23 protein-coding genes are annotated in these 26322 nt (G+C 62.8%); 20 read left to right on the forward strand and 3 right to left on the reverse strand.

Annotated elements, in window-relative coordinates:
• Positions 1 to 134 precede the first annotated feature (134 nt).
• Together JLK41_RS02930 and JLK41_RS02935 are read right to left on the reverse strand one after the other, a co-directional pair.
• Positions 135 to 587 (reverse strand): DUF1249 domain-containing protein, encoded by a 453-nt coding sequence (locus JLK41_RS02930; RefSeq protein ID WP_037054870.1) that lies wholly within the window; start codon positions 585 to 587, stop codon positions 135 to 137.
• The gene (locus JLK41_RS02935; RefSeq protein ID WP_210390308.1) at positions 578 to 1177 is read right to left on the reverse strand and encodes an NUDIX domain-containing protein; all 600 of its coding nucleotides are present in this window, start codon (positions 1175 to 1177) and stop codon (positions 578 to 580) included. Before JLK41_RS02935 ends, JLK41_RS02930 begins: the two co-directional genes overlap by 10 nt.
• 333 nt (positions 1178 to 1510) lie before the next feature.
• Here JLK41_RS02935 and JLK41_RS02940 point away from each other — a divergent pair, with 333 nt between their 5' ends.
• The 15 genes from JLK41_RS02940 to JLK41_RS03010 all read left to right on the forward strand — a co-directional run bounded on the left by JLK41_RS02940 (position 1511) and on the right by JLK41_RS03010 (position 17571).
• Positions 1511 to 2287 carry an ABC transporter permease gene (locus tag JLK41_RS02940; protein ID WP_052178403.1) on the forward strand — a complete coding sequence of 259 codons (777 nt, stop codon included), beginning with the start codon at positions 1511 to 1513 and terminating at the stop codon, positions 2285 to 2287.
• Positions 2277 to 3542 (forward strand): ABC transporter ATP-binding protein, encoded by a 1266-nt coding sequence (locus tag JLK41_RS02945; RefSeq protein WP_052178404.1) that lies wholly within the window; start codon positions 2277 to 2279, stop codon positions 3540 to 3542. Before JLK41_RS02940 ends, JLK41_RS02945 begins: the two co-directional genes overlap by 11 nt.
• 190 nt (positions 3543 to 3732) lie before the next feature.
• Positions 3733 to 6876, forward strand: a complete 3144-nt coding sequence (locus JLK41_RS02950) for a class I SAM-dependent methyltransferase (RefSeq protein ID WP_244976505.1) — start codon at positions 3733 to 3735, stop codon at positions 6874 to 6876.
• A gap of 67 nt (positions 6877 to 6943) precedes the next feature.
• Positions 6944 to 8632, forward strand: a complete 1689-nt coding sequence (gene gspE, locus JLK41_RS02955; protein WP_244976468.1) for a type II secretion system ATPase GspE — start codon at positions 6944 to 6946, stop codon at positions 8630 to 8632.
• A gap of 204 nt (positions 8633 to 8836) precedes the next feature.
• The gene (locus JLK41_RS02960; RefSeq protein WP_179553322.1) at positions 8837 to 9865 is read left to right on the forward strand and encodes a type II secretion system F family protein; all 1029 of its coding nucleotides are present in this window, start codon (positions 8837 to 8839) and stop codon (positions 9863 to 9865) included.
• 113 nt (positions 9866 to 9978) lie between these two features.
• Positions 9979 to 10407: a type II secretion system major pseudopilin GspG gene (gene gspG / locus JLK41_RS02965; protein WP_047592605.1), complete on the forward strand. Its 429-nt coding sequence runs from the start codon at positions 9979 to 9981 to the stop codon at positions 10405 to 10407.
• Entirely contained in the window at positions 10382 to 10855 is a 474-nt protein-coding gene (locus tag JLK41_RS02970) for a GspH/FimT family pseudopilin (protein ID WP_052178406.1), read from the forward strand. The genes gspG and JLK41_RS02970 overlap by 26 nt, the downstream gene beginning before the upstream one ends.
• On the forward strand, positions 10852 to 11253 hold the full coding sequence (locus tag JLK41_RS02975) for a type II secretion system protein (protein WP_179553323.1): 402 nt from the start codon (positions 10852 to 10854) through the stop codon (positions 11251 to 11253). The genes JLK41_RS02970 and JLK41_RS02975 overlap by 4 nt, the downstream gene beginning before the upstream one ends.
• Positions 11250 to 11876 (forward strand): prepilin-type N-terminal cleavage/methylation domain-containing protein, encoded by a 627-nt coding sequence (locus JLK41_RS02980; protein ID WP_080757125.1) that lies wholly within the window; start codon positions 11250 to 11252, stop codon positions 11874 to 11876. The genes JLK41_RS02975 and JLK41_RS02980 overlap by 4 nt, the downstream gene beginning before the upstream one ends.
• Positions 11873 to 12682 carry a hypothetical protein gene (locus JLK41_RS02985; RefSeq protein WP_047592609.1) on the forward strand — a complete coding sequence of 270 codons (810 nt, stop codon included), beginning with the start codon at positions 11873 to 11875 and terminating at the stop codon, positions 12680 to 12682. Before JLK41_RS02980 ends, JLK41_RS02985 begins: the two co-directional genes overlap by 4 nt.
• Positions 12683 to 12687: 5 nt before the next feature.
• Positions 12688 to 13797, forward strand: a complete 1110-nt coding sequence (locus JLK41_RS02990) for a PilN domain-containing protein (RefSeq protein WP_047592612.1) — start codon at positions 12688 to 12690, stop codon at positions 13795 to 13797.
• A complete protein-coding gene (gspM, locus tag JLK41_RS02995; RefSeq protein WP_047592614.1) occupies positions 13794 to 14390 on the forward strand; it encodes a type II secretion system protein GspM in 597 nt (198 codons plus the stop codon). The genes JLK41_RS02990 and gspM overlap by 4 nt, the downstream gene beginning before the upstream one ends.
• A complete protein-coding gene (locus JLK41_RS03000; protein WP_210390310.1) occupies positions 14387 to 14884 on the forward strand; it encodes a hypothetical protein in 498 nt (165 codons plus the stop codon). The genes gspM and JLK41_RS03000 overlap by 4 nt, the downstream gene beginning before the upstream one ends.
• 194 nt (positions 14885 to 15078) lie before the next feature.
• Positions 15079 to 17142 carry a type II secretion system secretin GspD gene (gene gspD / locus JLK41_RS03005; protein WP_210390311.1) on the forward strand — a complete coding sequence of 688 codons (2064 nt, stop codon included), beginning with the start codon at positions 15079 to 15081 and terminating at the stop codon, positions 17140 to 17142.
• 21 nt (positions 17143 to 17163) lie between these two features.
• Positions 17164 to 17571 carry a hypothetical protein gene (locus tag JLK41_RS03010; RefSeq protein WP_047592618.1) on the forward strand — a complete coding sequence of 136 codons (408 nt, stop codon included), beginning with the start codon at positions 17164 to 17166 and terminating at the stop codon, positions 17569 to 17571.
• A gap of 8 nt (positions 17572 to 17579) precedes the next feature.
• Here the strand turns inward: JLK41_RS03010 and JLK41_RS03015 are convergent, their stop codons facing one another.
• Positions 17580 to 18287: an NAD-dependent epimerase/dehydratase family protein gene (locus JLK41_RS03015; protein WP_179553325.1), complete on the reverse strand. Its 708-nt coding sequence runs from the start codon at positions 18285 to 18287 to the stop codon at positions 17580 to 17582.
• Between the two features lie 305 nt (positions 18288 to 18592).
• Between JLK41_RS03015 and JLK41_RS03020 the strand changes: the two genes are divergently transcribed.
• From JLK41_RS03020 to JLK41_RS03040, 5 genes are all read left to right on the forward strand, one after another.
• Entirely contained in the window at positions 18593 to 19495 is a 903-nt protein-coding gene (locus tag JLK41_RS03020) for a glycosyltransferase family 2 protein (RefSeq protein WP_244976469.1), read from the forward strand.
• Positions 19492 to 21309 carry a glycosyltransferase gene (locus JLK41_RS03025; RefSeq protein WP_210390313.1) on the forward strand — a complete coding sequence of 606 codons (1818 nt, stop codon included), beginning with the start codon at positions 19492 to 19494 and terminating at the stop codon, positions 21307 to 21309. Before JLK41_RS03020 ends, JLK41_RS03025 begins: the two co-directional genes overlap by 4 nt.
• A gap of 418 nt (positions 21310 to 21727) precedes the next feature.
• Entirely contained in the window at positions 21728 to 23383 is a 1656-nt protein-coding gene (locus tag JLK41_RS03030; RefSeq protein ID WP_210390314.1) for a hypothetical protein, read from the forward strand.
• 71 nt (positions 23384 to 23454) lie between these two features.
• Entirely contained in the window at positions 23455 to 25290 is a 1836-nt protein-coding gene (locus JLK41_RS03035; RefSeq protein ID WP_210390315.1) for a hypothetical protein, read from the forward strand.
• A gap of 123 nt (positions 25291 to 25413) precedes the next feature.
• The gene (locus JLK41_RS03040; protein ID WP_047590937.1) at positions 25414 to 26316 is read left to right on the forward strand and encodes a peptidylprolyl isomerase; all 903 of its coding nucleotides are present in this window, start codon (positions 25414 to 25416) and stop codon (positions 26314 to 26316) included.
• Positions 26317 to 26322 lie beyond the last annotated feature (6 nt).

Raw genomic sequence — 26322 nt, forward strand, 5'->3', positions numbered from 1 at the left:
GGGCTCAATCAGAGCAATTATGGTGGCTGCCGCAGCAAAGGGAAAACCCAGGAAGCGGACACAGATCACAGAAACTGGCACAACGTCGCGCTATCGGCCAGGGAGTGAAAAGCTTGATCGCCGGGTGGGCGGGGCTACATCACCGGCTGTGGCTCATGACCGCAGGCCAGGCAGTGGCTCAGCCATTCGCCGAGGAACAGGTTGAGCTGGCTCTTTTCATCCGGTTGATGCATCGCCGCATTGGGGTAGGGGTAGCGAATGTGCAGGCGGCGGGCATTCTCGGCGCCGACCACTTCGGCCATGCGCGCGTCGTGATAGACCCTGACTTCCAGCTGCGGCACGGGCAACCAGGGCAGGCTGTGCTCCTGGCGAACGCGCAGCGTCGTGGTGTAGGGGCAGCTTTCCAGCACCTCCAGCGCCAGGATGCCGAGCAGGTGTTCGCCCTGGCTCAGAGCGACACGGCGGCTCTCGCTCTGTTCGCGCATGCGCGGCAGCAGGCGCATCAGGCGGGCGTAGTTGGCCTCGCAAGCGGCCTGCAGCTCGACCAGGTCGACCCGATAGCGCTCGCGGAGCAGGTTCACGACCACATGCCCCGTACTTCGTCGCGGTTCAGTGCCAGCCATTGCAGGGCGATGATGCTGGCCGCGTTGTTGATGCGCCCGTCACGCACGGCAGCCAGGGCGTCTTCCAGCGGCAGCACGTGCACGCGGATGTCCTCGCCTTCCTCGGGCAGACCATGCACGCCGCCCGCGCCACTGCTGTCGCAACGGCCGAGGAACAGGTGGACGAACTCGTCGGAGCCGCCTGGCGAGGGGAAATACTGGGTGATCGGCCACAGCGGGCCGAGAATCAGATCGGCTTCCTCGACCGCTTCGCGACGGGCGACCTCCTCGGGCTCCTCGTCCTTGTCGATCAGGCCGGCGACCAGTTCCAGCAGCCAGGGGTTGGTCGCCTTGTCCATCGCGCCGACACGGAACTGCTCGATCAGCACCACTTCGTCGCGTTGCGGGTCGTAGGGCAGCACGCAGACGGCGTCGTGGCGCACGAACAGCTCACGGGTCAGTTGCGGGCCCATGTCGCCGGCATATTGCCGGTGGCGCAACTTGATCCGGTCGAGCCGGTAGAAGCCGCGAAAGCACGCCTCGCGCGCGAGGATTTCGATGTCGTCTTTGGTCATGTTCGTTATTGCCTGTGAGCGATACGACACCCTGACAGGGCAGGATGGTGAGATGCAAGCGCGTTGCAATCGCTTTTTCTGCAAGCCGGCTGCGCCGCCGGCATAGCGTCGAGGAGGCTTGAGGCTTTGTAACATAGGCGTCACGATTTTGAACGCTTCCGGCGGCAATATCATGCACAGTCCATTCGTCACGAGGGCGGCTACCCTTCGGATGCGCCGGTCGGATGTGTCGGAGGATGGCACTTTGCTGGCGGAGGCGCTCATCTGCTAGTCATTGCAAAGAAACTGGGGATCACGATAATGGCCGATTTTCCGCCAAGGTTATGACCCTGCATGAAGTACTACCTTTACCTGCTTTACCAGCTGAGCAGGCGAGATGTCGCGGCCCGATACCGCGGGTCGGTCATGGGGGTGCTATGGTCGCTGGTGTCCCCGGTGGTCATGCTGACTGTGTACACCTTTGTATTCAGTGTGGTGTTCAAGGCTCGCTGGGGCATTGGCGGCGATGACAAGCTGGCGTTCGCGCTCAACGTTTTTGCGGGTATCATCGTGCACGGCTTTTTTGCCGAGTGTGTCAATCGTGCGCCAGGACTGATGTTGCAGTACACCAGTTACGTCAAGCGCGTCGTGTTTCCTCTGTGGATACTGCCTCCGGTCGTGCTTGTTTCTGCGCTGTTTCATGCACTCATCAGTCTGCTTGTACTTCTGGCGGCTTACGTCTGCATATACGGGCATATCCACTGGCAGCTCATTATGTTGCCGGTTGTCATGCTCCCGTTGATCCTGGTGACACTTGGAGTCGCCTGGTTCATGGCGGCTCTGGGTGTCTTCCTGAGGGACATCGGCCAGGTAGTGCCGGTGCTGATGACCGTGATGATGTTCATGGCGCCGGTGTTCTATCCCGTTTCGGCCTTGCCTGAGGCCTATCAGGGCTGGCTTTATCTCAATCCGCTGACACCTTCGATCGAAATGATGCGCAATCTGTTGCTTGGCGGGCTCTTGCCGCAGCCCGCAGCCTATCTGGCCTATCTTGCTCTTGCCGTGCTTTGTGCCGCTCTCGGCGGACTCTTCTTCCGGCGCACTCGGCGGGGGTTTGCCGATGTCCTCTGATGTCGTCATATCGGTCCGTGACATCGGCAAGTCCTACCAGCTGTTCGATTCTCCGGGGCAGCGCCTTCTGCACCTGCTTTTCGGCGGTCGCCGCTCGGGGGCGCGTGCCTTCGATGCGTTGCAGGGCATCAATTTCGAGGTTCGCAAGGGCGAAACGCTTGGCATCATCGGTCGTAATGGTGCTGGCAAATCCACTTTGCTGCAGATTATCTGCGGGACGCTGACGCCAAGCGCGGGCAGCGTCAGGATCAATGGCAAGGTTGCTGCGCTGCTCGAGCTGGGGGCGGGGTTCAGTCCTGAGTTCAGCGGTCGCGAGAATGTTTACCTGAGCGCCGCCATCCATGGTCTCGATCGTTCCGCTATCGAGGCGCGCATGGATGACATTCTGGCTTTCGCCGAGATCGGCGACTTCATCGATCAGCCGGTCAAGACATACTCCAGTGGTATGTTCGTCCGGTTGGCGTTCGCCGTGATAGCGCATCTGGATGCGGACATCCTGGTGATCGATGAAGCTCTTGCGGTTGGCGATGTCTACTTTACCCAGAAGTGCTTGCGTTTCCTGCGTGCCTTCGCGGAAAGGGGAACGCTGCTTTTTGTCAGTCACGACACCCATTCGGTCGTCAGTCTCTGCGAGCGCGCGTTGTGGCTGGAAAACGGCAGGGTGAAGTGCTTTGGCGATGCGAAGAACGTCAGTGACCAGTACCTGGGCTCTTTCTATGAAAACAAGCTGAATGAGCACGGCGTCAGCGAGGCGGGCGACGCCGTCGCCTCAGGGCGCGAGTTTGGCCTGGGTGGTGGTCGTATCGAAGGGTGTCGTCTGCTCGATTCGGCCGGGCAGGTCCTGAATGTCATCAGCGCGGCCCAGCGTGTACGCCTGGAGGTGGACTGCCGGGCGCTGCAGGACATCGAGTCACCGATTCTCGGTTTTTTCATCAAGGACCGATTGAGTCAGGCGCTGTGTGGCGAGAACAGTATTCGCCTGCTGCCGACCTGGCAGCACCTGGGTGCAGGTCAGGACTGCTGCATTGCCTTCGAGTTCGATCTCCCGCTGCTGGCTACTGGCGACTACACCATCAGTGTCGCCTTGGGCGCCGGCACTCAGCAGCAGCATGTGCAGCATCACTGGATCCACGATGCGCTGGCTTTCCGTTGTCAGGCTGACCCGAGTCTTACCGGGCTATTCGCGCTCGATCTTCCTCGCTGTTCGCTCGTTGCGTGCCGGACTGCTGAACCAACGCGGACCGCAGAACACTAATGCTGTTGATCTCGACCTGGCAGGATGCCTACTGGTGCCGGCCGAACATAACCGCCATTCACGAATGAACCAAGACACCATGCCGTCACTTGATCTGCTGACTCTTGCCGCCAAGGCTGAAATGCCCGAGCGGCTCACCGACATTGGCTCCTGGCATCGCCACATGCCATTCGCTTTCACCTTGCTGGATATGCTCAAGCCAAGGGTGTTCGTGGAGCTGGGCACGCACAAGGGAGACTCTTACAGTGCTTTTTGCCAGGGTGTCGTCCATCAGGGGCTCGCCACTCGCTGCTACGCCGTGGACACGTGGCAGGGTGACAGTCAGGCCGGCCAGTATGGGGATGATATCTACAGCGAACTGTCAGGGTTCCACGATCCTCGTTACGGCGATTTTTCCACGCTGCTGCGCATGACGTTCGATGAGGCCCTGGCGCATTTTCCCGATGGTAGCGTCGACCTGCTGCATATCGATGGATTGCACACCTATGACGCGGTCAGGCACGACTTCGAGACCTGGTTGCCGAAGATGAGCGAGCGTGGGGTGGTGATCTTTCATGACACCAATGTCCACTACGGGGATTTTGCCGTTTGGCAGCTATGGGCCGAGCTTGTCCAGCTCTATCCCGGCTTCGAGTTTCCCTATGGGTTCGGTCTGGGCGTACTGGCCGTGGGTTCTCAGGTCCCGGCGGCCATGCTCGATTTTCTGCAGTTGGCGCGTAGCGAGCCTCGCCGGGTCATCCAGCTGTTCCATGCCTTGGGCGACGGCATAGAGTTGTTCAAGAGCGAACGTGCCTTGTCTCAGCGTCAGGCGCAGCTTGAGGGTTTGGGTGTCGACCTGCAGCATGCTCGCGATGTGGTAGCGCAACGTGATGCCCTGCTCGAGCAATATAATCAGCAGCGTGATGAGCTGTTGCGCACCCTGGCGCAGCAGCAGCAGGTCGCAGAAGCAAGCGGGGGGCGTATCGCTGAGCTCACCGAGGCATACATGCAGAGCACTGCCCATGGTCGCCGGTTGCAGGCACGCCTGGGCGAGATAGCCTCGAGTCGCCTTTGGCGGGCACGTAATCGCATGCTGCGGCTGCTGGGCAAGCCGCACAAAGTGCTGGGCACGCTTGAGCCGTCGGTGGCGCCTTCATCTTGGCAGGCGCCCGATCCCCGTCCTCTGGTCGATGTGATCATTCCTGTGTACCGAGGCCTCGAAGAAACCAAGGCCTGTATCGAGAGTGTGCTGACTGCAGGCTTCACTGTACCGGCGCAGATCATCGTCATCGAAGACGGTAGCCCGGATCCGCAACTGGTCGCCTGGCTGCGCACCCTCGATGAGCGCGTCACGCTCTTGCATAACGAGCAGAACCTCGGGTTCGTCAAGACAGTGAATCGCGGCATGGCGCTGCATCCCGAGCGCGACGTCCTGTTGCTCAACAGCGATACCGAAGTCGCCGGTGACTGGCTGGCCCGGTTGCAGCAGGTTGCTTACGGGCGCCCTCGCGTAGGTTCGGTGACGCCGTTTTCCAACAGCGCCACCATCTGCAGTTATCCGCGTTTTTGCCAGGATAACGAACTGCCCACAGGGTTGGGCGTGGCCGAGATGGATGAGCTGTTTCGTCAGGCCAATCCAGGCCAGTGTGTGGCTATCCCGACCGCAATCGGTTTCTGCATGTACATCCGGCGTGATTGCCTGGATGACTGTGGCTTGTTCGATGCTGTGCTGTTTGGTCGTGGCTACGGTGAGGAAAACGAGTTCTGCATGCGCTCCGCTGAGCGAGGTTGGCAGCACCTGTTCGCTGGTGACACCTTCGTCTATCACAAGGGTGGCGTCAGTTTCGCCGAAACCCAGAGCGAGCATCAGAAGGCGGGTCATCGCGCGCTGACCAAGGTCTACCCTCGTTATGATCTGGTGGTGCGTGAGCACATCATGGCGGACCCGGCTTGTCGCATGCGTTTCGCTGTCGATCTGCTGCGTGCGAGGCGCTCTCAGCGCCCGGTTGTCCTGTTGATCAACCACAGTCGTGGTGGCGGCACGCAGCGCCATCTGCACGATCTGGCCCAGCGTCTGGCGCAATCGGCCGAACTTTACCTGCTGCAGCCGGTCGACGAGGGTGGGGTGGTTTCTCTGGGGCCTGTCGAGGGTGATCAGGGGGCCCGCCTCTGTTTCGACCCGCTGCATGATGCGTCGTTGCTGCTCGAGACCCTGCAGGCCCTTGGCGTGGTCCGCATCCATTTTCATCACACTATCGGTGTGCACCTGCAGTTCCTGCTGCTGCCCCAGCAGCTTGGCGTGCCCTATGACGTTACTGTGCATGATTACTACCTGGCCTGCCCGCAGATCACCTTGACGGATGAGCGTGGGCGGTACTGTGGCGCCCCTGATGAGTCGGGCTGCAACGACTGTCTGAAACAGCGCCCGGCACCGGGTGGAGTCGATATCCAGCAATGGCGGGCATTCGGCGAAAAGCTGCTGTGCGGCGCCGAGCGCGTGTTCACCCCCAGCGTGGATACACGTATGCGAATGCAGCGCTACTTCCCGGATGCTCACTTCGTCGCGGTGCCGCACGAGCCTGCGGTCACGGAGCCGCTCAAGGTGTCGAGTGGCGAGATGACGCGGCCTCAGAAAGTCCTCGTGCTTGGTGCGCTGAGCGTGTTTAAGGGGGCTGATTTGCTCGAGGCCTGTGCCCTGCTGGCGAGACGTCAGCGAGCACCGCTGGAATTTCACCTGCTGGGGTACGCCTATCGCGAACTGGCGGCCTACCCGTTCAGTAACCTGCGTGTCCACGGCGCTTACGACGATGCAGAGGTCGAGACGTTGATACGTGGTCTGGCTCCGGACCTGGTATGGTTTCCTGGCGCCTGCCCCGAAACCTACAGCTACACCCTCTCGACATGCCTCAAGCTGGGGTTGCCTGTGGTAGCGCCGCAGATCGGCGCCTACCCGGAGCGTCTCGCTGGCCGCCCCTGGAGCTGGCTGCTGCCGATCGAGCTCGAGGCGCCGCAAGTTCTGTCCAGGCTGATGGAGATAGGCAACCAATTGCAATCCGGCGTGGCGCCTCAGGTCAGCGTGTTCGACGGTGACTATGGGCAGGCATTTACCTATGAGGGCGACTATCTCGCGGTGGAAATGATCGGTTCGTCGGCGCCGGGCGAGCCGGACTGGCGGCAACTGCACGAAGGCTGGGCGCAGTTGGGGGGCATGGCTCGGCGAGGCGCTGCCCCTCGTTTCCCGCTTGCTGTTGGCCTGCTGCGGAGAGTGCTTGGCCTGCCCGGCATGGGGCGGCTCGTGCGGGTCGTCTCGCCGGCGTGGAAGCAGCGAATCAAGCAAGTGTTATGGCGCGCGTGAAGGTGGCTTCACGTAGAGCGGTATGCGCACGTCGCGGTAGCGGGGAGGGTTCCCAGTGAAACATCAGTTGGGCCAGTGGTTGGTGGAGGCGGGTAAGCTTTCCGAGCAGGACCTGCAGCGCGCCTTGCAAGTGCAAAAGGTTTCCGGGGGACAGCTCGGCAATATTCTGGTGCGCCTGGGCATGGTTTCGGAGCGCGACCTGGCTCAGGTGCAGGTCGAGCGCAGCGGCTGCCGCCTGGTCGCCGCCGAGGACTATCCGTCTCTGCCGGTGATGGATGCCGAGCTGGTATCGCCGCTGTTCATGCGTGAGCAGCATGTTTTGCCGCTGGCGGATGATGGCGTCACACTGCGCGTGGCCATGCTGGACCCTTCGGATGAATATGTCCTGCAATCGCTGCAGATGGCCACGGGGCGTCAGGTCGAGGCGATGCTGGGCCTGTCGTCCGAACTGGAAAATGCATACGAGCGCCTCTATGGTGCCGGTGCCGCGGCGGTGGCGTCCGACGATGTCGATGTTGCCGAGGTCGACCTTGCAGCGCATACCGATGATGTCGAGCGTCTGCGCGATATGGCCAGCGAGGCTCCGGTCATCCGACTGGTCAACGGCGTGTTTTCCAAGGCGCTGGACAGTCGAGCGTCGGATATCCACATCGAGCCCTTCGAGCAAAGCCTGATCGTGCGCCTGCGCATTGACGGCGTGCTGCAGGAAATCGATGCCGCGCCCTCGAACTTGGCGCCGGCCGTCATTTCCCGCTTGAAGATCCTCGCCAAACTCAATATCGCCGAGCGACGCTTGCCACAGGATGGCCGTATTCAGTTGCGCTTGCAGGGGCGCGCCATCGACCTGCGCGTATCCACCGTGCCGACCATGCATGGTGAAAGCGTGGTCATGCGGATTCTCGATAAGCAGAGTATGACCATCGATCTGGATAATATTGGTCTCTCTGCAGCGATCCTGAACGATTTCAAGGCCGTGCTCGAACGTCCCAATGGTATTTTCCTGGTGACTGGGCCCACCGGTAGCGGCAAGACCACCACCCTCTATGCGGCGCTGACCCGCTTGAACACCGTTGACCGCAAGATCCTGACTGTTGAAGACCCGGTCGAATATCAGATTCAGGGCGTGAACCAGATCCAGACGGCCAGCAAGCTGGGCCTGGATTTCGCCGGGGCCCTGCGCTCGATCCTCCGGCAAGACCCCGACGTGGTGATGATTGGTGAAATGCGTGACCGGGAAACCGCGAGTATCGCCATTCAAGCCGCCCTGACCGGTCACATCGTGCTCAGTACCCTGCACACCAATGACGCGCCCAGCGCCATCACGCGTCTGCTCGACATGGGCATGGAGGACTACCTGCTTACCTCCACCATCAATGCCATCATGGCGCAGCGCCTGGTGCGGGTGCTGTGTAGCCACTGCAAGCGGCCTCATGAGATGGCGTGGCAGGAAGTTGAGCAGATGGGCTGCGGCCACCTGCTGGCCCATGGTCAGAGCGAAGCGGTGCAGGTGTGGGACGCGCATGGCTGTGACGCCTGTGCGCATACCGGCTACCGGGGGCGCATGGGCATACACGAGCTGCTTATGATGAGCGACGAGTTGCGCAGCCTGGTGATCCAGCATGCCAGCAGCGAGGCAATCTATCGTCTGGCGCGTGAGCAGGGTATGCGCACCATGTTCGAAGATGGTTTCATGAAGGCCCTGCAAGGGCTGACCAGCGTGCAGGAAGTCCTGCGCGTAGCGCAGCCTGGCCGCTGACCTGAAGGCACTATGGCAGAGTTCAAATACAAGGCGCTTGATCGCTCCGGCAAGAGCCAGGAAGGCGTCATTGACAAGAAAACCGTCGCTGAGGTGGCTGACTGGCTCGGGCGCGAGGGCTGGGTTCCGCTGAGCATACAGCCTGCGGCCGGGCGCTCGCGGGGGCGCCCGGGGGCGTCTCGTACGCCGCGCCGGCGCCGGCGCATGAGTGAGCGTGATCGGGTGCTGCATTTCACCCGCGAGCTGTCGGTGATGCTCGGCTCCGGCCTGCCGCTGGATCGTAGCCTGGCCATTCTCGAAGAGCTGGCCGACGATGCTGGCAAGGCGCTGGTCGGTGACATCCGAGCCGCTGTGCGCAAGGGCAGTACCCTGGCGGACGCGTTCGCCGAGCGCCGCGAGTTCTCGCCGTTCTACATCAGCATGATCAAGGCCGGAGAGGCCAGCGGCTCGCTCGAGGTCTCGCTGCGGCGCATGGCTGAGTATCTGGAGCGTGCCAAGGCGATGCGTCAGCTGGTCATGTCGGCGCTGACCTATCCGGCGATTCTGTTTGGCGTGGCCGTGCTCTCTTTGGTCTTTCTGCTCGCTTATGTCGTGCCGAGTTTTTCCGACCTGTTTTCCGACATGGGGGGGCAGCTTCCGGCGCCGACCCGCTTCGTGATGAACCTGGGCGACTTCATGGCGCACTGGTGGTGGCTGGTGTTGCTGCTGTTCGGCGCCCTGTACTGGCTAGCCGGGCGGCTTTGGCGTGACGAGGCGATACGCCGGCGCCTCGATGCGCGCAGCCTGGGCTGGCCGATCATCGGCGAGCTTGTCCGCAACGTCGACACCAGTCGGTTCGCGCGTACCCTTGGCGTCCTCCTGCAGGGCGGCGTTTCGCTGGTCAACGCCCTCGCCATCGGGCGTGAGGTAATCGGCAATCGCCTGCTGCGCGATGATCTTGATGAGGCGACCGTGGTGTTGCGCGAAGGTCGTTCGCTCAGTGGTGCGTTGCTCGACAGCGGGCGCTTCCCCATGCTCGCCATGCACATGATCCAGGTGGGCGAGGAAACCGGCCGTCTGGAAGAAATGCTGCTCAAGGTTGCCGATATCTACGAGGATGAGGTGGGAACCGTGATCAAGCGGCTGCTGGCGCTGCTCGAGCCGGTTCTGATTCTCAGCCTTGGGGTAATGATCGCGGGTATCATCATCTCCATCCTGCTCGGTATACTGGGCGTCAATGATCTGGTCGGCTGAATGGCATGCCAACGCGTTGCGTCGGCGTGCCGGGGCCCTCTCCATACTGCGCGATCCAGCCCTTCCTCCCGGGCGTGCGCTTGCAATTCAGAATCCTATAGGTTGTCTGCACAGTGAAAAAGAATCGCACCGGCCGTCAGCACGGCTTCACCCTGATCGAACTGCTTGTCGTACTGGTCATTCTCGGCCTGCTGATGTCGGTAGTTGGCCCTCGGGTCATGAAATACGTCGGCGGTGCCAAGAGCGATACCGCGCGGATGCAGATTCAGGAGCTGTCCGCCGCGCTGGACATGTACCATCTCGAGGTGGGGCGTTACCCGGCCAATGACGTGGGGCTGGACGCTCTGGTCACGCGCCCGGCCGGTGTTGCGCGCTGGAATGGTCCTTATCTGCGCAAGTCCAGTGTCCCCAAGGATCCCTGGGGCAACGACTACATCTACCGTTTCCCTGGCCAGCATGGCGCTTTCGACCTCTACTCCTATGGTGCCGACGGCCAGGTTGGTGGAGAGGGCGAGGATGCCGATATCGTCAGCTGGGAGTAGCACCTCCCTGCGCGGCTTCACGCTGATCGAAGTACTGGTGGTGTTGGTGATCATGGCGCTGGTCATGGTCGTTGTCGTTCCAGCGATCAGCAAGACACGTGGCGGTTCGCTCAGCGATGTGGCGCGTGACCTGCAGGTGGAGTTGCGGCGTACCCGCTCGGCAGCGGTGCTGCAGCAGCAGAGCCGTAGTCTGGTGCTCGACGTCCAGGGGCGCAGTTACTGGCAGGACACTGCTGGCGACGACAAACGCGACATCGGGCGGGACATCGCGGTGCGCGCCAGGGTCGCCAGCACTGAGCTGCATGATGGACTGGCGGCCATTCGCTTCTTTCCCGATGGCTCTTCGACTGGGGGGCATGTACGGCTGGCCGGGGCCACCGGCGGGCTGCGCATCGACGTCGACTGGCTTAGTGGCAAGGTCTCGCTGCACGAGGAGTCGGCCCGTTGAAGCAGCGTGGGTTCACCATTCTCGAGGTCCTGGTCGGTTTCGTCATCGCGGCGTTGCTGCTCAGCGTCATTCTCTCTGCGTTCGCCGGTGGTCTGCGCGGGCTGTCGCGTACCGACCGGATCAGTCAGGCTGCGCTGGTTGCTCAGTCGCGCCTGGCCGAAGTGGGGCACTCCGTGCCGTTGCAGGCCGGTTACTATGAAGGCCGCGACGCATCCGGCTACAGCTGGCAGGTGGGTATCGAGCCATTACGCTGGGAATTGGCCGGACAGCTGCAGGAACGTGAGCGCGTGCTCTATCGTGTCAGTGCGCGCGTGCTGTGGGATGACGGTCGTGGCCGCACCGCTCGGTATGATCTGGTGACGTTGCGTCTTGGCCGCATCGATGAGGTGCAAAGGTGAGGCGCAGCCGCGGTTTTACCCTTCTGGAAGTACTTGTCGTGCTGGTGCTGCTTGGCCTGTTGATGGTCGTGCTGTTCGGCGGCTTTCGTGCCGGCGTGCGCAGTTGGCAGCTTGCTGAGCAGCACAGCGCCCGAGTCGAGGACTCGCGTCAGCTGAGTGCGATGCTCTATCGCCACCTGGGGCAACTGTACCCGGCGCGTCTGGCTGCCGATGACGCTGGGCAGGCGTCAGCGCTGTTCTTCGGTGCGCCCGATCATTTGCGTTACGTGGCCCCCCTGTCGATGTCTTCCGGCAGCGTGCCCTACATCTTCGAGTGGGTGAGCAACTGGCAGGGGCGCGGGGGAGTCTGGGCGCGTTTCGCGCCCTATGTTGCCGATCAGGTAGCGGATGACTTGCTGCAATCGGCTAGCTTCAGCCAGCTCAGTCACAAGGTGCAGATGCGTTTTGCCTACTTCGTCGAGCAGGAAGGAGGGAGTGCCTGGGTCGATCAGTATCAGGGCGAGCAGCCGCCGCAGCTCGTGTCCATGCAGCTGAGCGGCGACGACGGTGTCTGGCCTCTGCTGGTCTTCGAGGTCGTGCAGGTCAGTAACGAGCAGCCACCAACCCTGAGGTTCGTACGATGAGCGCGACAGGTGCGCAGCGCGGCGTCGTGCTGATCATTGTGCTCTGGGTGCTGGCGTTGCTGATGCTGCTGTTGGCTGCGTTCAGTACCTCCGTCCGGGTGGACAGTCAGCTCGCTGCCGAGGTATCTCAACGTGTGCGCGCGCGCGCCGCTGCTGACGCGGCTTTGGCCTACCTTGCCGGGATGCAGCGACTGGGTGGCGACACCTGGGGCTCGCTTGCAGGGCAGGTGCTGGTGTTGCCGCTCGATGATGAGCGGGTACGTTTCCGCCTGTTGCCTGAAGAGGCGTATCTGAGTCTGACGGGTGCACCACCCGAGCTGCTGGAACCGGTCATTGCGGCGCTGGCCGGGCCGCAGGCCGATGTCGCCCTGGCGGTGAGTAGTCTGATGGCGCGTCGCCTGCCGAAGCAGGACGGCCAGCAGGTGGAAAAGCTGCGCTCTGTGGGGGAACTTTTGCAGCTGCCAGGTTTCGATAGGGCGCTTGTGGAGCGCCTGTCGCCCCTGGTGACCGTGGATACCGATCAGCCAGGCGTATTCCTGCCCTTGGCCCCCCAGCGCCTCGGGCTTCTGCTGCTTGCTGGCGACAGACGTCTGTATGACGCTATTCGTGAGGGCGGGGGCGAAGCGCTGGGTGTTCCTCCCGGCGTGCTGGTTAGCCCCGGCGGGCGTGTGTTTCGCCTGCAGGTCGAAGTGGGTGAAGGCAGGGATGTGCGGAAGGTTGAAGTCACGATCGTTTTTGGAGAAGGGGATGCCGACTATCAGATCGTCCGGCGCAATGAGTATAATCCCGCCTTTTATCTGGATTGACCTGCATGAAGCTTGATGTCGGTGACCTGCGCCTCTTCGGAGTCGATCTCAACCAGCTGTTTCGCTGGTGGCGCCGCGGGCTGACTGCAGGGCCTGCCGGCACCATCCTGGCGCGCCTGCTCAAACCTTCGCCCACCTTGCACGTGGTGCCCCTGCCGGATGTCGGCGTGCTGAGCTTTCGCCAGGTGCAGGGGCGTTCGGAGCAGGAAGTCGCCCGGGTCATAGTTGACGCTCAGGGTGTGCAAGGGCACGACGTCGATCTGCAGGCGGCGCTGCTTACCGGCGTGCGTCGGGAGTTGCTGCAGCTGGTGGTGCAGTGGCCGGCTGCGCGTGTGTTGCGCAAACGCATCAGCTTGCCAGTGGAGGCGGTCGACAACCTGCGCGAAGTGCTCGGCTACCAGGTTGGCCGGCTTACCCCCTTCGCGGTGGAGAAACTCTACTATGACGCCCGCATCATCGGCTCGGTGGACGACCAGGTCGAAGTCGAGCTTCTGGCTGTGCCGCGTGACCAGGTCGATCCCGTGGTCGGGCAGATCCAGACCCTGACCGGCCTCACCGTCTCGCGCCTGGAGGTCGAAGGGGTAGCGCAGGTCAACCTGTTTGGCCAGGCGCGTGTCGCCAGTCGCTGGTGGCAGCGCCTCAATGGCAACAGCTGGTTGCTGCTGGCCATCGCCCTGGCATTGCTGGCGGCCATGAGTGCCCCGGTGTTGCGTGAGCGCAGTCTGGTCATCGAGCGCAAGCAGCAGATTGCTGCGCTTCGACCGCAGGTCCAGAGTCTGCTGGTCGCCCGTGAAGCACTGCAGCACAGCCTCGATGGTCTGGGTGAAATGGAGGCGCGTCGCGGCCAGGTTCCATCTGCTGTGCAGGTGCTGGCGGAAATGACCCGCCTGCTGCCGGACGACTACTACCTGTCGGTGCTCGACATTCAGCGCGACCGGATCACGGTCAACGGAATCGGGCCGCGGGCAGTCGAATTGATTCAGGCAATCAACGACTCTCCGATGTTCGACGCTGCCAAGTTTTCTGCTCCGGTCAATCGCAACATGCAGACTGGCCTGGACCAGTTCACCATCACCGCCAGCCTGCTGGTGCCCGAACAGGGAGCGCAGCCATGAGTCCGTTGCTCAACCGTCATCATGCGCTGGTCAGCTGGGGTTTGCTGGTCCTGCTGCTGCTGCTTTTGCTCGGATCGTATGCCGGGGCTTTGGCGGATCGTCACGAGCGGTACCGCTTCGAGTTGCTGCGCGACGGCCGCACTCTGCAGCAATTGCAAAGCGTCGAGGCGTCACGCGAGCAGTTGCAGGCCGCCAACCAGGAATACCAGGCCAATAACCTGGGCCAGTGGGTGTTCCCCAGCGGTCAGGATGCCCAGTCCGTGTCGCTTTCCATTCAGCGCAGCGTGTCGGATGCGCTCGGTGCTTCCAAGGCCTCCATCCGCTCCATCGCGCCGCTGAGCCTGCCGCCGCGAGACGGAGTCCTCGTGGTCGGTGTGCAAGCACAGTTCGCCGCCGGTCTGGACGAGATTCAGCAGGTTGTACGCCGTCTCGAGGCTGCACGGCCAATGCTGGCCATTGAGAATCTGCGCATGGTCGCCGCGGTGCAGCGCAGTGTTGCTCGGGGGCCGGCGCCGCAGGTTCTGCAGGTATCCATGTCGGTGGTCTCCTACCTGCCCGCGCCCACATCCGGATCTGCGGAGGGCGAGCTGTGAGTTTCCTCCTGCGCCACTTCACCGCGGTGCTCTGCGCCGTGCTGGCCATGCTGCTGTTATTGGCCTTCATTGCCTGGTCTGGTGTCAGCGTCGAGCGGCCGCGTATTGCCTCGACTCCGGACTACCGTATTCCCGGGGTGTTGCTGCAGGAGCGGATCTCCGACGCTGACGTTCAGCTCCTGCTGGAGCGTCCGTTGTTCTGGGAGGGGCGACGCCCGCTGGCCCGGGAAGAGGAATCGAGCGGTACTGCGCTTGCCGGCATTGATGGTCTGCGCGTGCTCGGGGTCATCGTCAAGGCCGGCGTGCCCACGGCCCTGATTCATGACGGGCAGAAGGTCGAGCGAGTGCGTCAGGGGGGCAGTGTCAGTGGCTGGCGCGTGGAGGCGATCGCGCTGCAGAGCGTCAGCCTCAGTGCCAGTGGGCGCAGCGTCGAGCTGCAGGTGCTCAGTCCGCGCAACCCGTCGATCCGCCTCGAGCCCGTGCAGAAACCATGAACGTCTTGTCCATTCAGAATCCCCACGAGGCGCGATCCATGCCGCTTCAACATGAGCAGAATCCGATGAACATTGCCTCTCAGGCCATGCGCCACCATTTGCGTTTCCCCCTCAGCCTGCTTTGTGCGGCGATGCTTCTGTCGGGCTGTGCCAGTGACCCGCGAGCGGTGGCGCCGGAACAGCCTGTGCAACTCATGCGTACAGGCCAGGAAGTCATCGCGCCGAGTGACGAGGCTGTCACGGATGAGGTCCGCAAGAGCGGTCGTACCCTGCTGGAGCAAAAGGGCAGTGGCAGATTCGTGACGTCTCTGCCGCAAGGGGCTGCCCAGGCAGGGGAGAATACCGTCAGCGTCAACTTCGAGAATGCACCGCTGGCGGATGTGCTGGCAGCCATTCTCGGTGACATGCTCAAGGTGCCTTATTCGTTGGAAGGTGATGTGGGCGGTAACATCACCCTGGTTTCCGCGACCCCGGTGCCTGAAAGCGCGCTACTCGATATGCTCGAGTCGCTGCTGGACGCCCAGGGTATTGCCATGCTGAAGGGCAATAACGGCATCTATCGCGTCGGCCCGGCGGCGCAACTGCGCAAGGACGTCGCCGTCGCCCCGCGCAGTGGCGGTACGCAGCGTGGTTATGGTGTCCAGATCATTCCGCTCAAGTATCTGTCGGCTGCCGAGGCGGTGAAGATCCTCGAGCCCCTGGGGCTCAAGGACGGCATCCTCAGGGTCGACAGCGGTCGCAACATCCTTATGCTCGCGGCGTCCGGGCCGCAGATGAGCAATGCCCTGCGCACCCTGCAGATGTTCGATGTCGACGTCCTCAAGGGGATGTCCTTCGGGGTTTACGAGATGCTCAATCTCGACCCGGAACTGGTCGTCGAGCGCTTCAACGCCATGCTTGCCAATCCTGAGCTGGAAGGGATGAGCGGCTCGGTGAAGCTGCTGGCCATGCCGGAGATTCGCAGTGTCATGGTCATCGCGCCGCAGGCCGAGCAGCTCGCCACCATCGGTGACTGGATCAAGCGATTTGACCAGGTCGGTATCGACGACAGCGTCCCCGGCTCGCAGATTTATGTCTACAACGTACAGAATGGCGAAGCGGCCACCCTGGCCAGTCTGCTCGGCCAGCTTTTCGGTGCCAGCACCAATGGCGGTACCGGCACCAGTCAGACCAGTGGCACCACCGCGCCGGGGCTCGGACAGAGCGAGATTGGCAGCAGCCTCGGCAGTAGCACTAGCACCTCCAGCAATAGCACAAGCTCGCTGGGCGGCAGTTCGTTGGGGAGTAGCAGCTCGTCGGGGGGGGCGTCGCGACGTTCGGGGGCTGCTGGCGTCACCGGCATGGTCACCGAGAGCGGCAGTCGTATCGTTGCCGACGAAAGCACCAACAGCCTGCTGATCATGGCGGACGCCAAGGAGTGGCGAGCCATGCGCTCGGCCTTGACCAAGCTCGACAAGACCCCGGCACAGGTGCTGGTGGAGGTCTCCATCTGGGAGGTTACCCTCAGCGATGATCTGAGGTACGGCGTCGAGTGGTTCTTCAATACCCAGACGGGCGGCGATGGTACTGTCGGCGGTGGGCAGCTGTCGCTGACCAACGAGCTGGGCCGTATCGGCACCGGCTTCTCCTACGTATTCACCGGTAACGACTGGCGCTCCGTGATCAACCTGCTGTCCAGCAAATCCAGCGTCAAGTCGCTGTCCTCGCCGTCGGTGCTGGTGTTGGACAATCGCGAGGCGACCATTCAGGTCGGCACCCAGCAGCCGATTTCCACCGGCACCACCTCATTCCCCACCAGTGGTACGCCGACCACGACGCAGAACTTCACGCTCAAGGACACCGGGGTCCAGCTCACCGTGCGCCCGCGGGTCAATGCGGGGGGGCTGGTGGTCATGGACATCCAGCAGGAGGTCACCGACGTCGGCCAAGAGAGCGATCCGGTCACTGGCCAGTCGACCTTTCTCAAGCGAGCCATCGAGAGTTCCGTGGCCATCCAGAGTGGTGACACCATCATTCTCGGCGGTCTGATCCAGGACAACACCCGAACCGGTGATGCCGGCATCCCCTACCTGCATACGCTACCGCTTATCGGTCCGCTGTTCGGCTACAAGACCGATGCGGGTGCGCGTACCGAACTGCTGGTGACCATCAGTCCCAAGGCGGTCAATCGCTATCGTGATTTCGATCGCATCGGTGAGGCCTTCCGCGACAAGATGCGCGGTATCACCGAATCCTTCCGTGACGAACTCAGCCAATAACCGTATCAAGAGGTAATTCCCGTGACTGCTCTGCAAAACGCCGCGCTCGCTACCCTGGTTCTGAGCCTGAGTGCCTGCAGCCTGCTGCCGGCCAAGACGGACAGCGAGCAGGTCGAGGCTCGCTCCCAGGAGCGCCTTGATCAGCTGATGGCTGGTAACATCGAAAAAGCCTACGCCTTTTCCACGCCCGGTTACCGCGAGGCCAATACTCTGGCACGTTTTCGCGCCGACCATGCGGCAGGTGTCTCTCGCTATGTCTCGGCTAAAGTCAAGTCCGCCAGTTGTGAGCAGGATGCCTGCACGGTGATGGTCAACGTGAGCTACAAGTATGTGTCCTCGATTGGCAGCAAGCCGATGATCGTGGATCGGGCCACGCAGGAGCGCTGGATTCGCACTGACGGTCAGTGGTGGTTCCTGCGCCTGAACTGAGGCCCCCTTCAGTGCCCCGCCTGTATGACAGGCGGGAAGCGCCCGTCGAAAGAGCGTGGGGCGTACCCGAAATCGGTGCTCGCTGCCCGGTTGTCCGCTACCTGGTCGCGTAGCGCCCGTTGCAGCAGCGCGCTGTCCCAATGCGAGCCGCGCCAGCGCCGCAACAGGCTGATTGCCAGCGCTACGGCCTGGCGCGGGACTGGCAGCAGCCTGGGGCGCAGGCCGTTGTCGCTGAACAATCGGCGCGCCAGTGTATCCAGTCTCAGTCGCTCAGCGCCGCCCAGGTCATAGGCTTTGCCGATGCTGCGCGGGTTGTCCAGGCAGGCCAGTATCGCAGCAGCTACATCCTCGACATGCACGGGCTGGCGCAGGCCGTAGTCCAGAGCTGGAAACGGCAGTACGCGCCAGCGCCTGATGCAGCGTTGCAGGGGGGCCACCGTGGCGTCGCGGCCGGCGCCATAGAGCATGGTTGGGCGCAGTAGCGTCAGTTGATGCCCGTCGCGCTGTGCCAGTGCCCATAGCGCCGTCTCGGCTTCGCTCAAGCGCTGTGCCAGCGCTCGCTCCGCCAGGGATGGCGAGTCGGCCTTGGCGTGCAGGCTGCATGAGCTGATAGCCAGCACGCGCAGTCCTTGGCAGTCACTGCGCTGGAGCAGCGCCGGCAGCAGCCAGATCGGGGCAAGATGAACCAGCGTGGTCATGCCATGGGGAACTCTCAAGGAGCCGAGGTCCTCATGCAGCCAGCGCACCCTGTCATCGCCTGGTGCCTGCACTGTACGGCTGCATGCCAGTGCGGCCGTGTCCCTTTCGTGCAGCATCGGCAGCAGGGCGTCGCCCAATTGTGACGTGGCGCCCGTGAGCAAAAGTGCGGCGGTATCGGTCATAGTCCTGCGATCATGGCAAAAACGCCATTGTAGCGTGCCGGGCGCTGGCCGGGTGACCCTCGAGGCACAGCCACTGCGTCGATTCTCATACTGGTTTATAATTCGTCCCTTTTTGCGCGTCATACATGGAGTTTCTCGCAATGTTGCAGTCAGCCAGCCGCCCAGACGTGTCGGTTGTCGTAGTCAACTACAACGCCGGTACGCTTCTGGCCGACTGTGTCGCCGCGGTACTGCCCCAGTCCAGGGAGGTACTGGTGGTCGACAACGGCTCACACGATGGCAGTATCGAGCACTTGGCGGCCCGCTTTGCCGATGAACCGGCGCTGAGGGTGTTGCTCAGCGGGCGCAATCTCGGGTTCGCGGCTGCCTGCAACCTCGGAATCGCCGCCGCGCAGTGCGGCAATCTGCTGTTCCTCAACCCGGACTGCTGTCTGCAGCCCGGCGCCGTGCCCCACCTCCAGGCAACTCTCGAGCGGCATCCGCGCGCTGCGCTGGTCGGGGGGCTGCTGCTCAACCCCGACGGTAGCGAACAGCGCGGTTGTCGGCGGCGCTTTCCGGGGCTGGGGAGTGCCTTCGTGCGCCTGTTCGGTCTCACTGCGCTGAGTCGGCGCTGGCCACGCCTGCTGGCACCTGTCGATTTGCACGGCGAACCGCTGCCGGGCGGGGCCGAGCCGGTCGATGCGGTTTCCGGCGCCTGCATGCTGGTTCGTGGGGCGGCGCTGCGCGAGGTGGGCGGCTGGGACGAAGGGTACTTCCTGCACTGCGAAGACCTGGACTGGTGCATGCGTTTTCATCGCGCTGGCTGGCAGGTCCTGTTCGACCCGACGGCGCGCGGCATTCACCATCAGGGTACCTGCAGTCGAGCGGTCCCCCTGTTCGTCGAGTGGCACAAGCACAAGGGCATGTTGCGTTATTTTCGCAAGTTCAACAGCGGTCTGGTCGCGAGCTTGTTGCTCCTGCCGGTGGCGGCCGGAGTGTGGGCGCATTTTTCCCTGCTTGCCCTGCGCCAGCTGGGGCGTCGTCTGTGTGGGCGGTCCGTATGAGCGTCATGGGCACGGGGGCTACGGCGGTCGATGCCGGCGCCGTCCTGGAATGGGTGCATGAGGGGGGCAGCCTGCCCTGGCGCCAGGCGCTCAGCGCTGCGCGTGACGCTGGCCGGCCACTGCTGTTGCGCCGCCATGACGTGCAGCTGGATATATCTTGCCGACAGCGCTTGCTGCGCTGCGCTGCCAGCGCACAGGTGGCCAGTGTCACGCCGCTGGCAATTCTGGGGGTGCTGCGTTTGCTGCCCAGGGCTCTGCTGGCCGAGTCAGCCGCGCAGCTCGAGGAGAGGCCGCTGGCTCTGGAACGGCCGGATGGCGACTGCCTGCTGTTGTCTGCTGCTGCCGTTGCCCGACTGGACAGTACTGCGGCTTCGCTCGAGGAGGCCCTGGCTGCGCTGACGCGCCAGGGTATGCAGCATCTGTTGCTGTCCTCCGCCGTTGCCTGCGGTCGCTGGGGGGGCGATCAGCAGGGCTTGGCTGTTGCCGGGCGTCTGGCACTGGCATTCAGGGCGCTGCGCCAATCGCCGTTGCCGGTGGTGCTTCAGGTCAGTCATGCGCTGGGGGGCGGGGTCGAGCGTCACGTCCGCGAGCTGCAGGAGTGTCTGGTCGGGCGGGCGTGGACCCTGGTGTTGCGGCCGCAGCCTGATGAGGCTGTCGTGCAGCTCAGCGTGGGGGGCGAGCACCTGTGCTTCGAATGGCCCCGGCAGGCTGGCCTGCTGGAGGCGCTGCTGCGTGGGGTGGGGCTGGGCCAGGTGCATGTACAGCATGTCGCCGGCTATCCTGCAGCATTCTGGCCCTGGCTGCTGGCTCTTGGGGCGCCTCTGGACCTGACGCTGCATGATTATTGTATCGTTGGCGGTAGTCCCACGCTGGCGGATCGGCGAGGCTACTATCGTGCCCCTGCACCCGGGGTGGTGCATGAGCTGGCTGATCCGCTTCTGGCTAGCAGTCTGCGGCAGCTGGCCGGCGTGGCGCGGCGCTGCATTGTACCCAGTGAAGACATGCGACGGCGCCTGGCCGGGTTGCTGCCCGGGCTCGATTTACAGGTGCGGCCTCATCCGGATCATGAACGCATCGGCGTCTATCCGCAGCCTTGCGTGGCGCCTCTGGACGGGCCGTTGCGGGTTATGTGCCTCGGTGCGCTGGGGCGTGAAAAGGGGGTCGAGGAGCTGCGCCGGGTTGCCGCGCTGGCGCGCCGTCGCGGTGCGCCGCTGCAGTTCAGTCTGCTGGGCAGTGCCCATGTTGCACCTGGGGGCGCCGTGACCGAGCTGGGCCGCTATGCCGATGCCGAGCTGCCTGCGCTGCTGGCGGCGCAACGCCCGCATCTGCTGTGGTTCCCGGTGCGCTGGCCGGAAACCTGGAGCTACACCCTCAGTGCCGCTCTGGAGGCCGGGGTGCCGGTGCTGGCGTGCGACTTGGGCGCCTTCGCCGAGCGTATGCATGGGCGGCCGCTGAGCTGGCTGCAGGCGCCAGGCAGCAGCACCGAGCAGTGGCTGCAGCGCCTGTTGCAGGTGGGCGAGCATCTGCGCTCGGCGTCTGTGCGGGAAGCCTGGGTACAGACGCCGCCCAGGCTCTTCTACCAGGCCGAGTACCTGGCCCCGCAGGTCGTGCCGACGTTGCCGGCGTTACCCCCTGTTCAGGCCTGGGCGGCCTGCTGTGCTGCCTCGCCCGGACGACCCAGCTGGCGCCGGCGACTGCTCGGTGTGCTCCTGGCGCTGCGCCGGCGGCCGTTGCTGGGGGCGCTGCTGAGGTGTGTGCCTTACAATCTGCAGCGGCGCGCCAAGCGCCTGTTTTCCAGCGCGCCAATGCCTTGACGGTGGGCGTGGCGCGCGGGCGAGGGGTTGATGGCCAATTAGTTCCGTGCAAAGTGCAATTGCGGTTGTATTTCACGCCCTGCTTTCCCTATACTGGCAAGGCTAAAGCGCACTTGCAGCAGCCCAGCTTGATGTAACGTGTTGGGTCGGGGCCTTCCCAAACGGCAGTTTTCTGCCCGGCGGGCGGGCCCTGATTTTATCTGCGGCAGTGCCGGCTCGATCTCCACAGGCCGCGTTCTTATTGGTCTGCGATGTTTTCCGCATTTTCCCCGCCAAGCCTAAAAAAAACCGTTTTTATTCGCTGTGCAGGCTTGCAAAGGGCAGGGCGCGTGGGTAGCATCCCACTGCGCTTTGTAAGCAGTGTCTGCAAAAAAAAGCTGTTACAACACGTCCATTAAAGCTGAAAAGGAATATCTGCATGAAAACTTTGGCTAAAGCCATTGCGCTGGCAGCTACCATGGGTGCTGCTGCATCCGCTAGTGCTGCTATCAGCCTGAATCACAACGGTCAGGGTGAAGTCCTTCTGTACCCGATGTACACCGTTGAAAACGGCAACGATACTGCTATCAGTGTCACCAACACCACCAACGAGTACAAGGTTGTCAAGGTTCGCTTCCGCGAAGCTCTGAACTCCCAGGACGTACTGGACTTCCACCTGTTCCTGTCGCCGAAAGACGTGTGGAACGGTGTTGTTGTTGCTACCGATGACGGCGCCAAGCTGATCACTCGCGATACTTCCTGCACCGTGCCGGCTATTCCGGCTGATGGTCAGGCTTTCACCAACCTGGCCTACACCGGTGGCGCAGTTGAAACTGCTCTGCGCGGCGAAGATGGCGGTCCTCAAGACCTGAAGCGTACCCGTGTTGGTTACGCTGAAATCATCGAGCTGGGTGTTCTGGATCCGACCGTTGCCACCACCAGCGGCACTGTCAACGGCCAGCCTGCCACCTTCGGCACCGCCATCAAGCACGTTAATGGCGTTCCGGGCAACTGCGGCGCTATCGTCTCCGAGTACGTTTCCGGTCAGTGGAAAGACGTTGCTCCTAACGATTTCAGCTACGGCTTCAAAGACGTTGCTGCCATCAATGCCTCCACCGACGGCGGCCTGGGCGGCCTGTACGGCGTAGGTACCGTTACCAACGTTTTCGCTGGTCAGCAGATCGGTTATGACGCCACCGCTATCGATGGTTTCATCTCCCTGGTTGACGCTGAAACTGCTGGCGGCGCCGCCATCGGCAACCTGCACAACGCCACTGGTTACTCCTTCCCTGACCTGAACGGCAACCGTACTCCGGGCGCTGCTGTGACTGCTCCGGCTGCCGGCCTGGGTGGTTCGCTGGTCGCCAACATCGGTGGCACCAACTACACCTTCGGCAAAACCATCGATGCGGTCAGCGCTGTCCTGCAGCGTACCAGCCTGAGCAACGAGTTCTCGGTTGAGAACGCTGTTGGCGGCGGCACCGACTGGGTCGTTACCTTCCCGACCAAGCACCACTATGTTTGGGATTCGCAGATCCAGGCCGACGGCACCCGTCCGATCACCGCTGCTGGTGTACCGAACGGTAATGCTCCTGGCGTAGACGGCACCGCCGTAGCTGACTACACTGGCGCTACTGCTCAAGATAACGTCAGCCCGTTCCAGACTGCCAGCCTGTGGCAGGGTGTGGATGGCGCCGCTCGTTCGCAAGTGCCGGTTACCCTGGGCTACCTGGACCGCGAAGAGAAAGAAGTCACCGTTGTTCGTGACATCAGCTTCTCCCCGCGTCCGACTATCCCGAACGTCAGCTTCGCTCTGAGCTACGAAGCCAACGTTGTAACCTTCAACAACAGCAACGTTCTGGTTGCTGGTGACAGCTACGCTCGTTACAACTGGGCGCTGGAAACTGGTTACACCTCCGGCTGGGCTACCATCGGCCTGGACACCAACGCTGCTAACGTTGTGACTGCCACTGCACCTGCTCAGACCTTCCGTGGTCTGCCGGCGCTGGGCTTCGCCACCATCAAGGTCACCAATGGCGACCTGGGCGGCGTACTGTCCAACTACAACGCTGCTTGGAACCACAAATCCAACTAATAGTTGGGTGAGTGAAAGAAACGGGGCCTTCGGGCCCCGTTTTTTATTGCCTTTTTTTTGCCGGAGTCGTCATGACCGCCTCTGCCGCACGCGCCTTGTTGGCCATTACCCTGGTTCTGTTCTGTCTGCCGCTGGCGCCGCTGATGCCCGGCTGGGGGCTGGACGCCTCCTTCGCTCTGGCCGTGGCCCAGGCCCAGGCTGATGGCCTGGTATTCGGCCGTCAGGTGATCTTTACCCTGGGGCCCTATGCGCCGTTGTACACCGCTCTCTACCATCCGGGGACCGATGAACTGATGCTTGCTGCGGGCAGCCTGCTCGCTGTCGGCTATGCCGCCATATGCTGGCAACTGCGCCTCGCGCCCTTGGCAGCAGTGCTGGCGGCACTGCTGCTGGCTAGCTTGTTCACTTCTCGTGATGCCTTGTTGCTCTGCTACCCACTGCTGGCGCTGCTCGCCGTATTGCGCGGGCGCCATGGCAGTATCCTGCTCGGCGCGCCCCTGGGCCTGCTGCTATTGACCAAGGGCTCTCTGCTGCCGCTGGTGTTGCTGGCGCTGATCACCGCTGCCATTGTGCTGCTTCGCCGTGGCGAGGGGCGTCGTGCATTGTGCTTTGTCGGCAGCGCCGTATTGGCTGTTCCCGTCCTGTGGCTGCTGGCGGGACAGCCGCTCGATGCCCTGGGAGTCTACTGGCGTGGCCAGTTGCCGCTGATCAGCGGTTTCGCGGACGCCATGAGTAGCGACGGCCCGCAGTGGCAGGTGCTGTTATGGCTGGCTATGGCGGCCATCGTCGCCCTGGTCGTGGCGTTACAGCCCTGGTCGAACAGCGGCCGCTGGCCCTGGATGCTGAACTTGCTGGCCCTGCTGTTTGTGGCCTTCAAGGCCGGGTTCGTGCGCCACGACATGCATGCGGTGATCGCCAGCGATTGCCTGCTGCTGCTGGCCTGCCTGCTGCTGGGTGTGGCGACGCGACGCCTGAGCGCCGGCGTGGCCCTGCTTGCGTCGCTGCTGGCGTGGCAGCAGTTGGATGTCATGTACCCCTATGCTGATCGGCCGCCGGTTTATGCTCGTGCTGCGGGCTTCTATGAAGACAAGGTGCAGGCGCTGTGGTCGCGTATCTGGCACCCTGAACGCCTGGATCAGCGGTTCTGGGCCGCGTTGGAGGCGTTGCAGCAGCGCTACGACTTGCCGTCGCTGACCGGTGGGGTGGATATCTATTCGGCTAACCAGGCCGAGTTGCTGGCGTCGCGCAATCGCTGGCAGCCACGGCCAGTGTTCCAGAGCTATACCGCCTACACGCCCTGGTTGGCGGCGCGTAATCGTGAATTCCTGCGCAGTGCCGATGTGCCGGAGCACCTGCTGCTACGGATCGAGCCCATCGACGGGCGCCTGCCGGCGCTCGAGGATGGGGCCAGTTGGGCGACCCTGGTACAGCGTTACCGGCTGCGTCAGCAGGCCGGCAATGGCTACTTGTACCTGCAGCGACGGCCGGCGGCACAAGCGTCAGCGCCGCTTGCGCCGACACTGCGCCTGCCCGCTCATCTCGGTCAGGCCCTGCTGGTGCCGGAAGGTGCAGCGGGCTGGCAGGCCAGTGTAGAGGTGCGCAAGAGCCTGCGTGGTCAGGTCTGGGGTTTGCTGTACAAGGCTCAGCCGTTGCGTCTGGGTGTGGAGCTGGCCGATGGACGTCATCTGGACTATCGCTTCGTACCCGGCATGGCCGTCGAGCCCATACCGCTGTCACCCTTGGTTGGCGATACCGATGATTTCGCCCGCCTGCTAAGGGGGGAGCCCACGTTCTTCGCGCGCAACCGCGTGGTGGCGATCAATCTTTACTGCCCCGGAGGTTGTCGCGACTGGGCGAGCGACTGGCAGCTGCGGTTGGCACCATTGCCGACTGCGCTTGCCGATTGAACTTTTCGTCCATCTTGCCGTCACAGCCGCCAGTGCTGGCAAGCGGCCGTGCGGCGCTTGTTACCGCAGATCGGCGCTCTTATCATGAGCGCCGCTTTTTTCAATCCTTGAGGATGGTGTTAGATGTCGATGTCGAAAAACGCGCTGGCCCTGGCGCTGGCCGGTGTTATGGGTGTGATGGCCGCAGCTGCCTCGGCAGCCGGCAGCGATGCACTGGTCGAGCGCGGAGAGCTCAAGATCACCCAGCAGGAGTTTTCTGATTTCTTCGAGGTTGCCATTCCGGCAGATGCACGGGCCGAGATTCTGCAGGATGAGACCCGTCTACGCAGGACCCTGGCCGAGTACTACGTCTTACGCCAACTGGATGTGGAAGCCACTGAGGCCGGCGTTGATCGCGATCCTGTGTTCGTCAAGCAGTTGAACCGTCAGCGTAGTGAAATGCTGGCGCGCTTCTACCTGGCTGAACTGGCCCGCAAGCGCAATCCTGACCTGGCCAAGCTGGCCAAGGAGCGCTACATCGACAAGAAGGCGAGTTTCGCCGTGCCGGCCGAGGTGGATGCCAGTCATGTACTGATTGCCATCAACGATGAGCGTGATGAGAAGGCGGCGCTTGCGCGTGCCCAGGAAGTGTTGGCCAAGGCCAGGAAGGGCGAGGCGTTCGACAAGTTGGCTGAAGAGTATTCCGATGACCCATCGGCCAAAAGCAACAAGGGCGATCTGGGTTTCTTCCAGGCGGAGCGCATGGTCAAGCCGTTCGCCGACGCTGCCTTTGCCCTGAAGAACAAGGGTGACCTGAGCGAGCCGGTGAAGAGCCAGTTCGGCTATCACGTCATTCGTCTGAATGAACGCAAGCCGGGCCGGCAGAAGTCGTTTGAGGAAGTCCAGGCGCAGATCGAAGAGCAAATTGGCACGGAGCTGAGCAAGACCTACATCGAGGAGGAGCTCAACCGTGTGCGTGGTTACGATGTGAAAATCAACGATGAGGCTCTGAAGGCTTTCCAGAAGCAGGAGGCTCAGGCCAAGTAGCGCCAG

It is taken from the genome of Ectopseudomonas khazarica (genome assembly GCF_017915135.1).
GTDB lineage: Bacteria > Pseudomonadota > Gammaproteobacteria > Pseudomonadales > Pseudomonadaceae > Aquipseudomonas > Aquipseudomonas khazarica.

Excerpts from the sequence above, each read along its gene's own strand:
- JLK41_RS02935 (WP_210390308.1), bottom strand. The coding sequence starts at position 1,177 with ATGACCAAAGACGACATCGAAATCCTCGCGCGCGAGGCGTGCTTTCGC.
- JLK41_RS02940 (WP_052178403.1), top strand. The coding sequence starts at position 1,511 with ATGAAGTACTACCTTTACCTGCTTTACCAGCTGAGCAGGCGAGATGTC.
- JLK41_RS02945 (WP_052178404.1), top strand. The coding sequence starts at position 2,277 with ATGTCCTCTGATGTCGTCATATCGGTCCGTGACATCGGCAAGTCCTAC.
- JLK41_RS02950 (WP_244976505.1), top strand. The coding sequence starts at position 3,733 with ATGCTCAAGCCAAGGGTGTTCGTGGAGCTGGGCACGCACAAGGGAGAC.
- JLK41_RS02960 (WP_179553322.1), top strand. The coding sequence starts at position 8,837 with ATGAGTGAGCGTGATCGGGTGCTGCATTTCACCCGCGAGCTGTCGGTG.
- JLK41_RS02970 (WP_052178406.1), top strand. The coding sequence starts at position 10,382 with ATGCCGATATCGTCAGCTGGGAGTAGCACCTCCCTGCGCGGCTTCACG.
- JLK41_RS02985 (WP_047592609.1), top strand. The coding sequence starts at position 11,873 with ATGAGCGCGACAGGTGCGCAGCGCGGCGTCGTGCTGATCATTGTGCTC.
- JLK41_RS02990 (WP_047592612.1), top strand. The coding sequence starts at position 12,688 with ATGAAGCTTGATGTCGGTGACCTGCGCCTCTTCGGAGTCGATCTCAAC.
- gspM (WP_047592614.1), top strand. The coding sequence starts at position 13,794 with ATGAGTCCGTTGCTCAACCGTCATCATGCGCTGGTCAGCTGGGGTTTG.
- gspD (WP_210390311.1), top strand. The coding sequence starts at position 15,079 with ATGCGTACAGGCCAGGAAGTCATCGCGCCGAGTGACGAGGCTGTCACG.
- JLK41_RS03020 (WP_244976469.1), top strand. The coding sequence starts at position 18,593 with ATGTTGCAGTCAGCCAGCCGCCCAGACGTGTCGGTTGTCGTAGTCAAC.
- JLK41_RS03025 (WP_210390313.1), top strand. The coding sequence starts at position 19,492 with ATGAGCGTCATGGGCACGGGGGCTACGGCGGTCGATGCCGGCGCCGTC.
- JLK41_RS03030 (WP_210390314.1), top strand. The coding sequence starts at position 21,728 with ATGAAAACTTTGGCTAAAGCCATTGCGCTGGCAGCTACCATGGGTGCT.
- JLK41_RS03035 (WP_210390315.1), top strand. The coding sequence starts at position 23,455 with ATGACCGCCTCTGCCGCACGCGCCTTGTTGGCCATTACCCTGGTTCTG.
- JLK41_RS03040 (WP_047590937.1), top strand. The coding sequence starts at position 25,414 with ATGTCGATGTCGAAAAACGCGCTGGCCCTGGCGCTGGCCGGTGTTATG.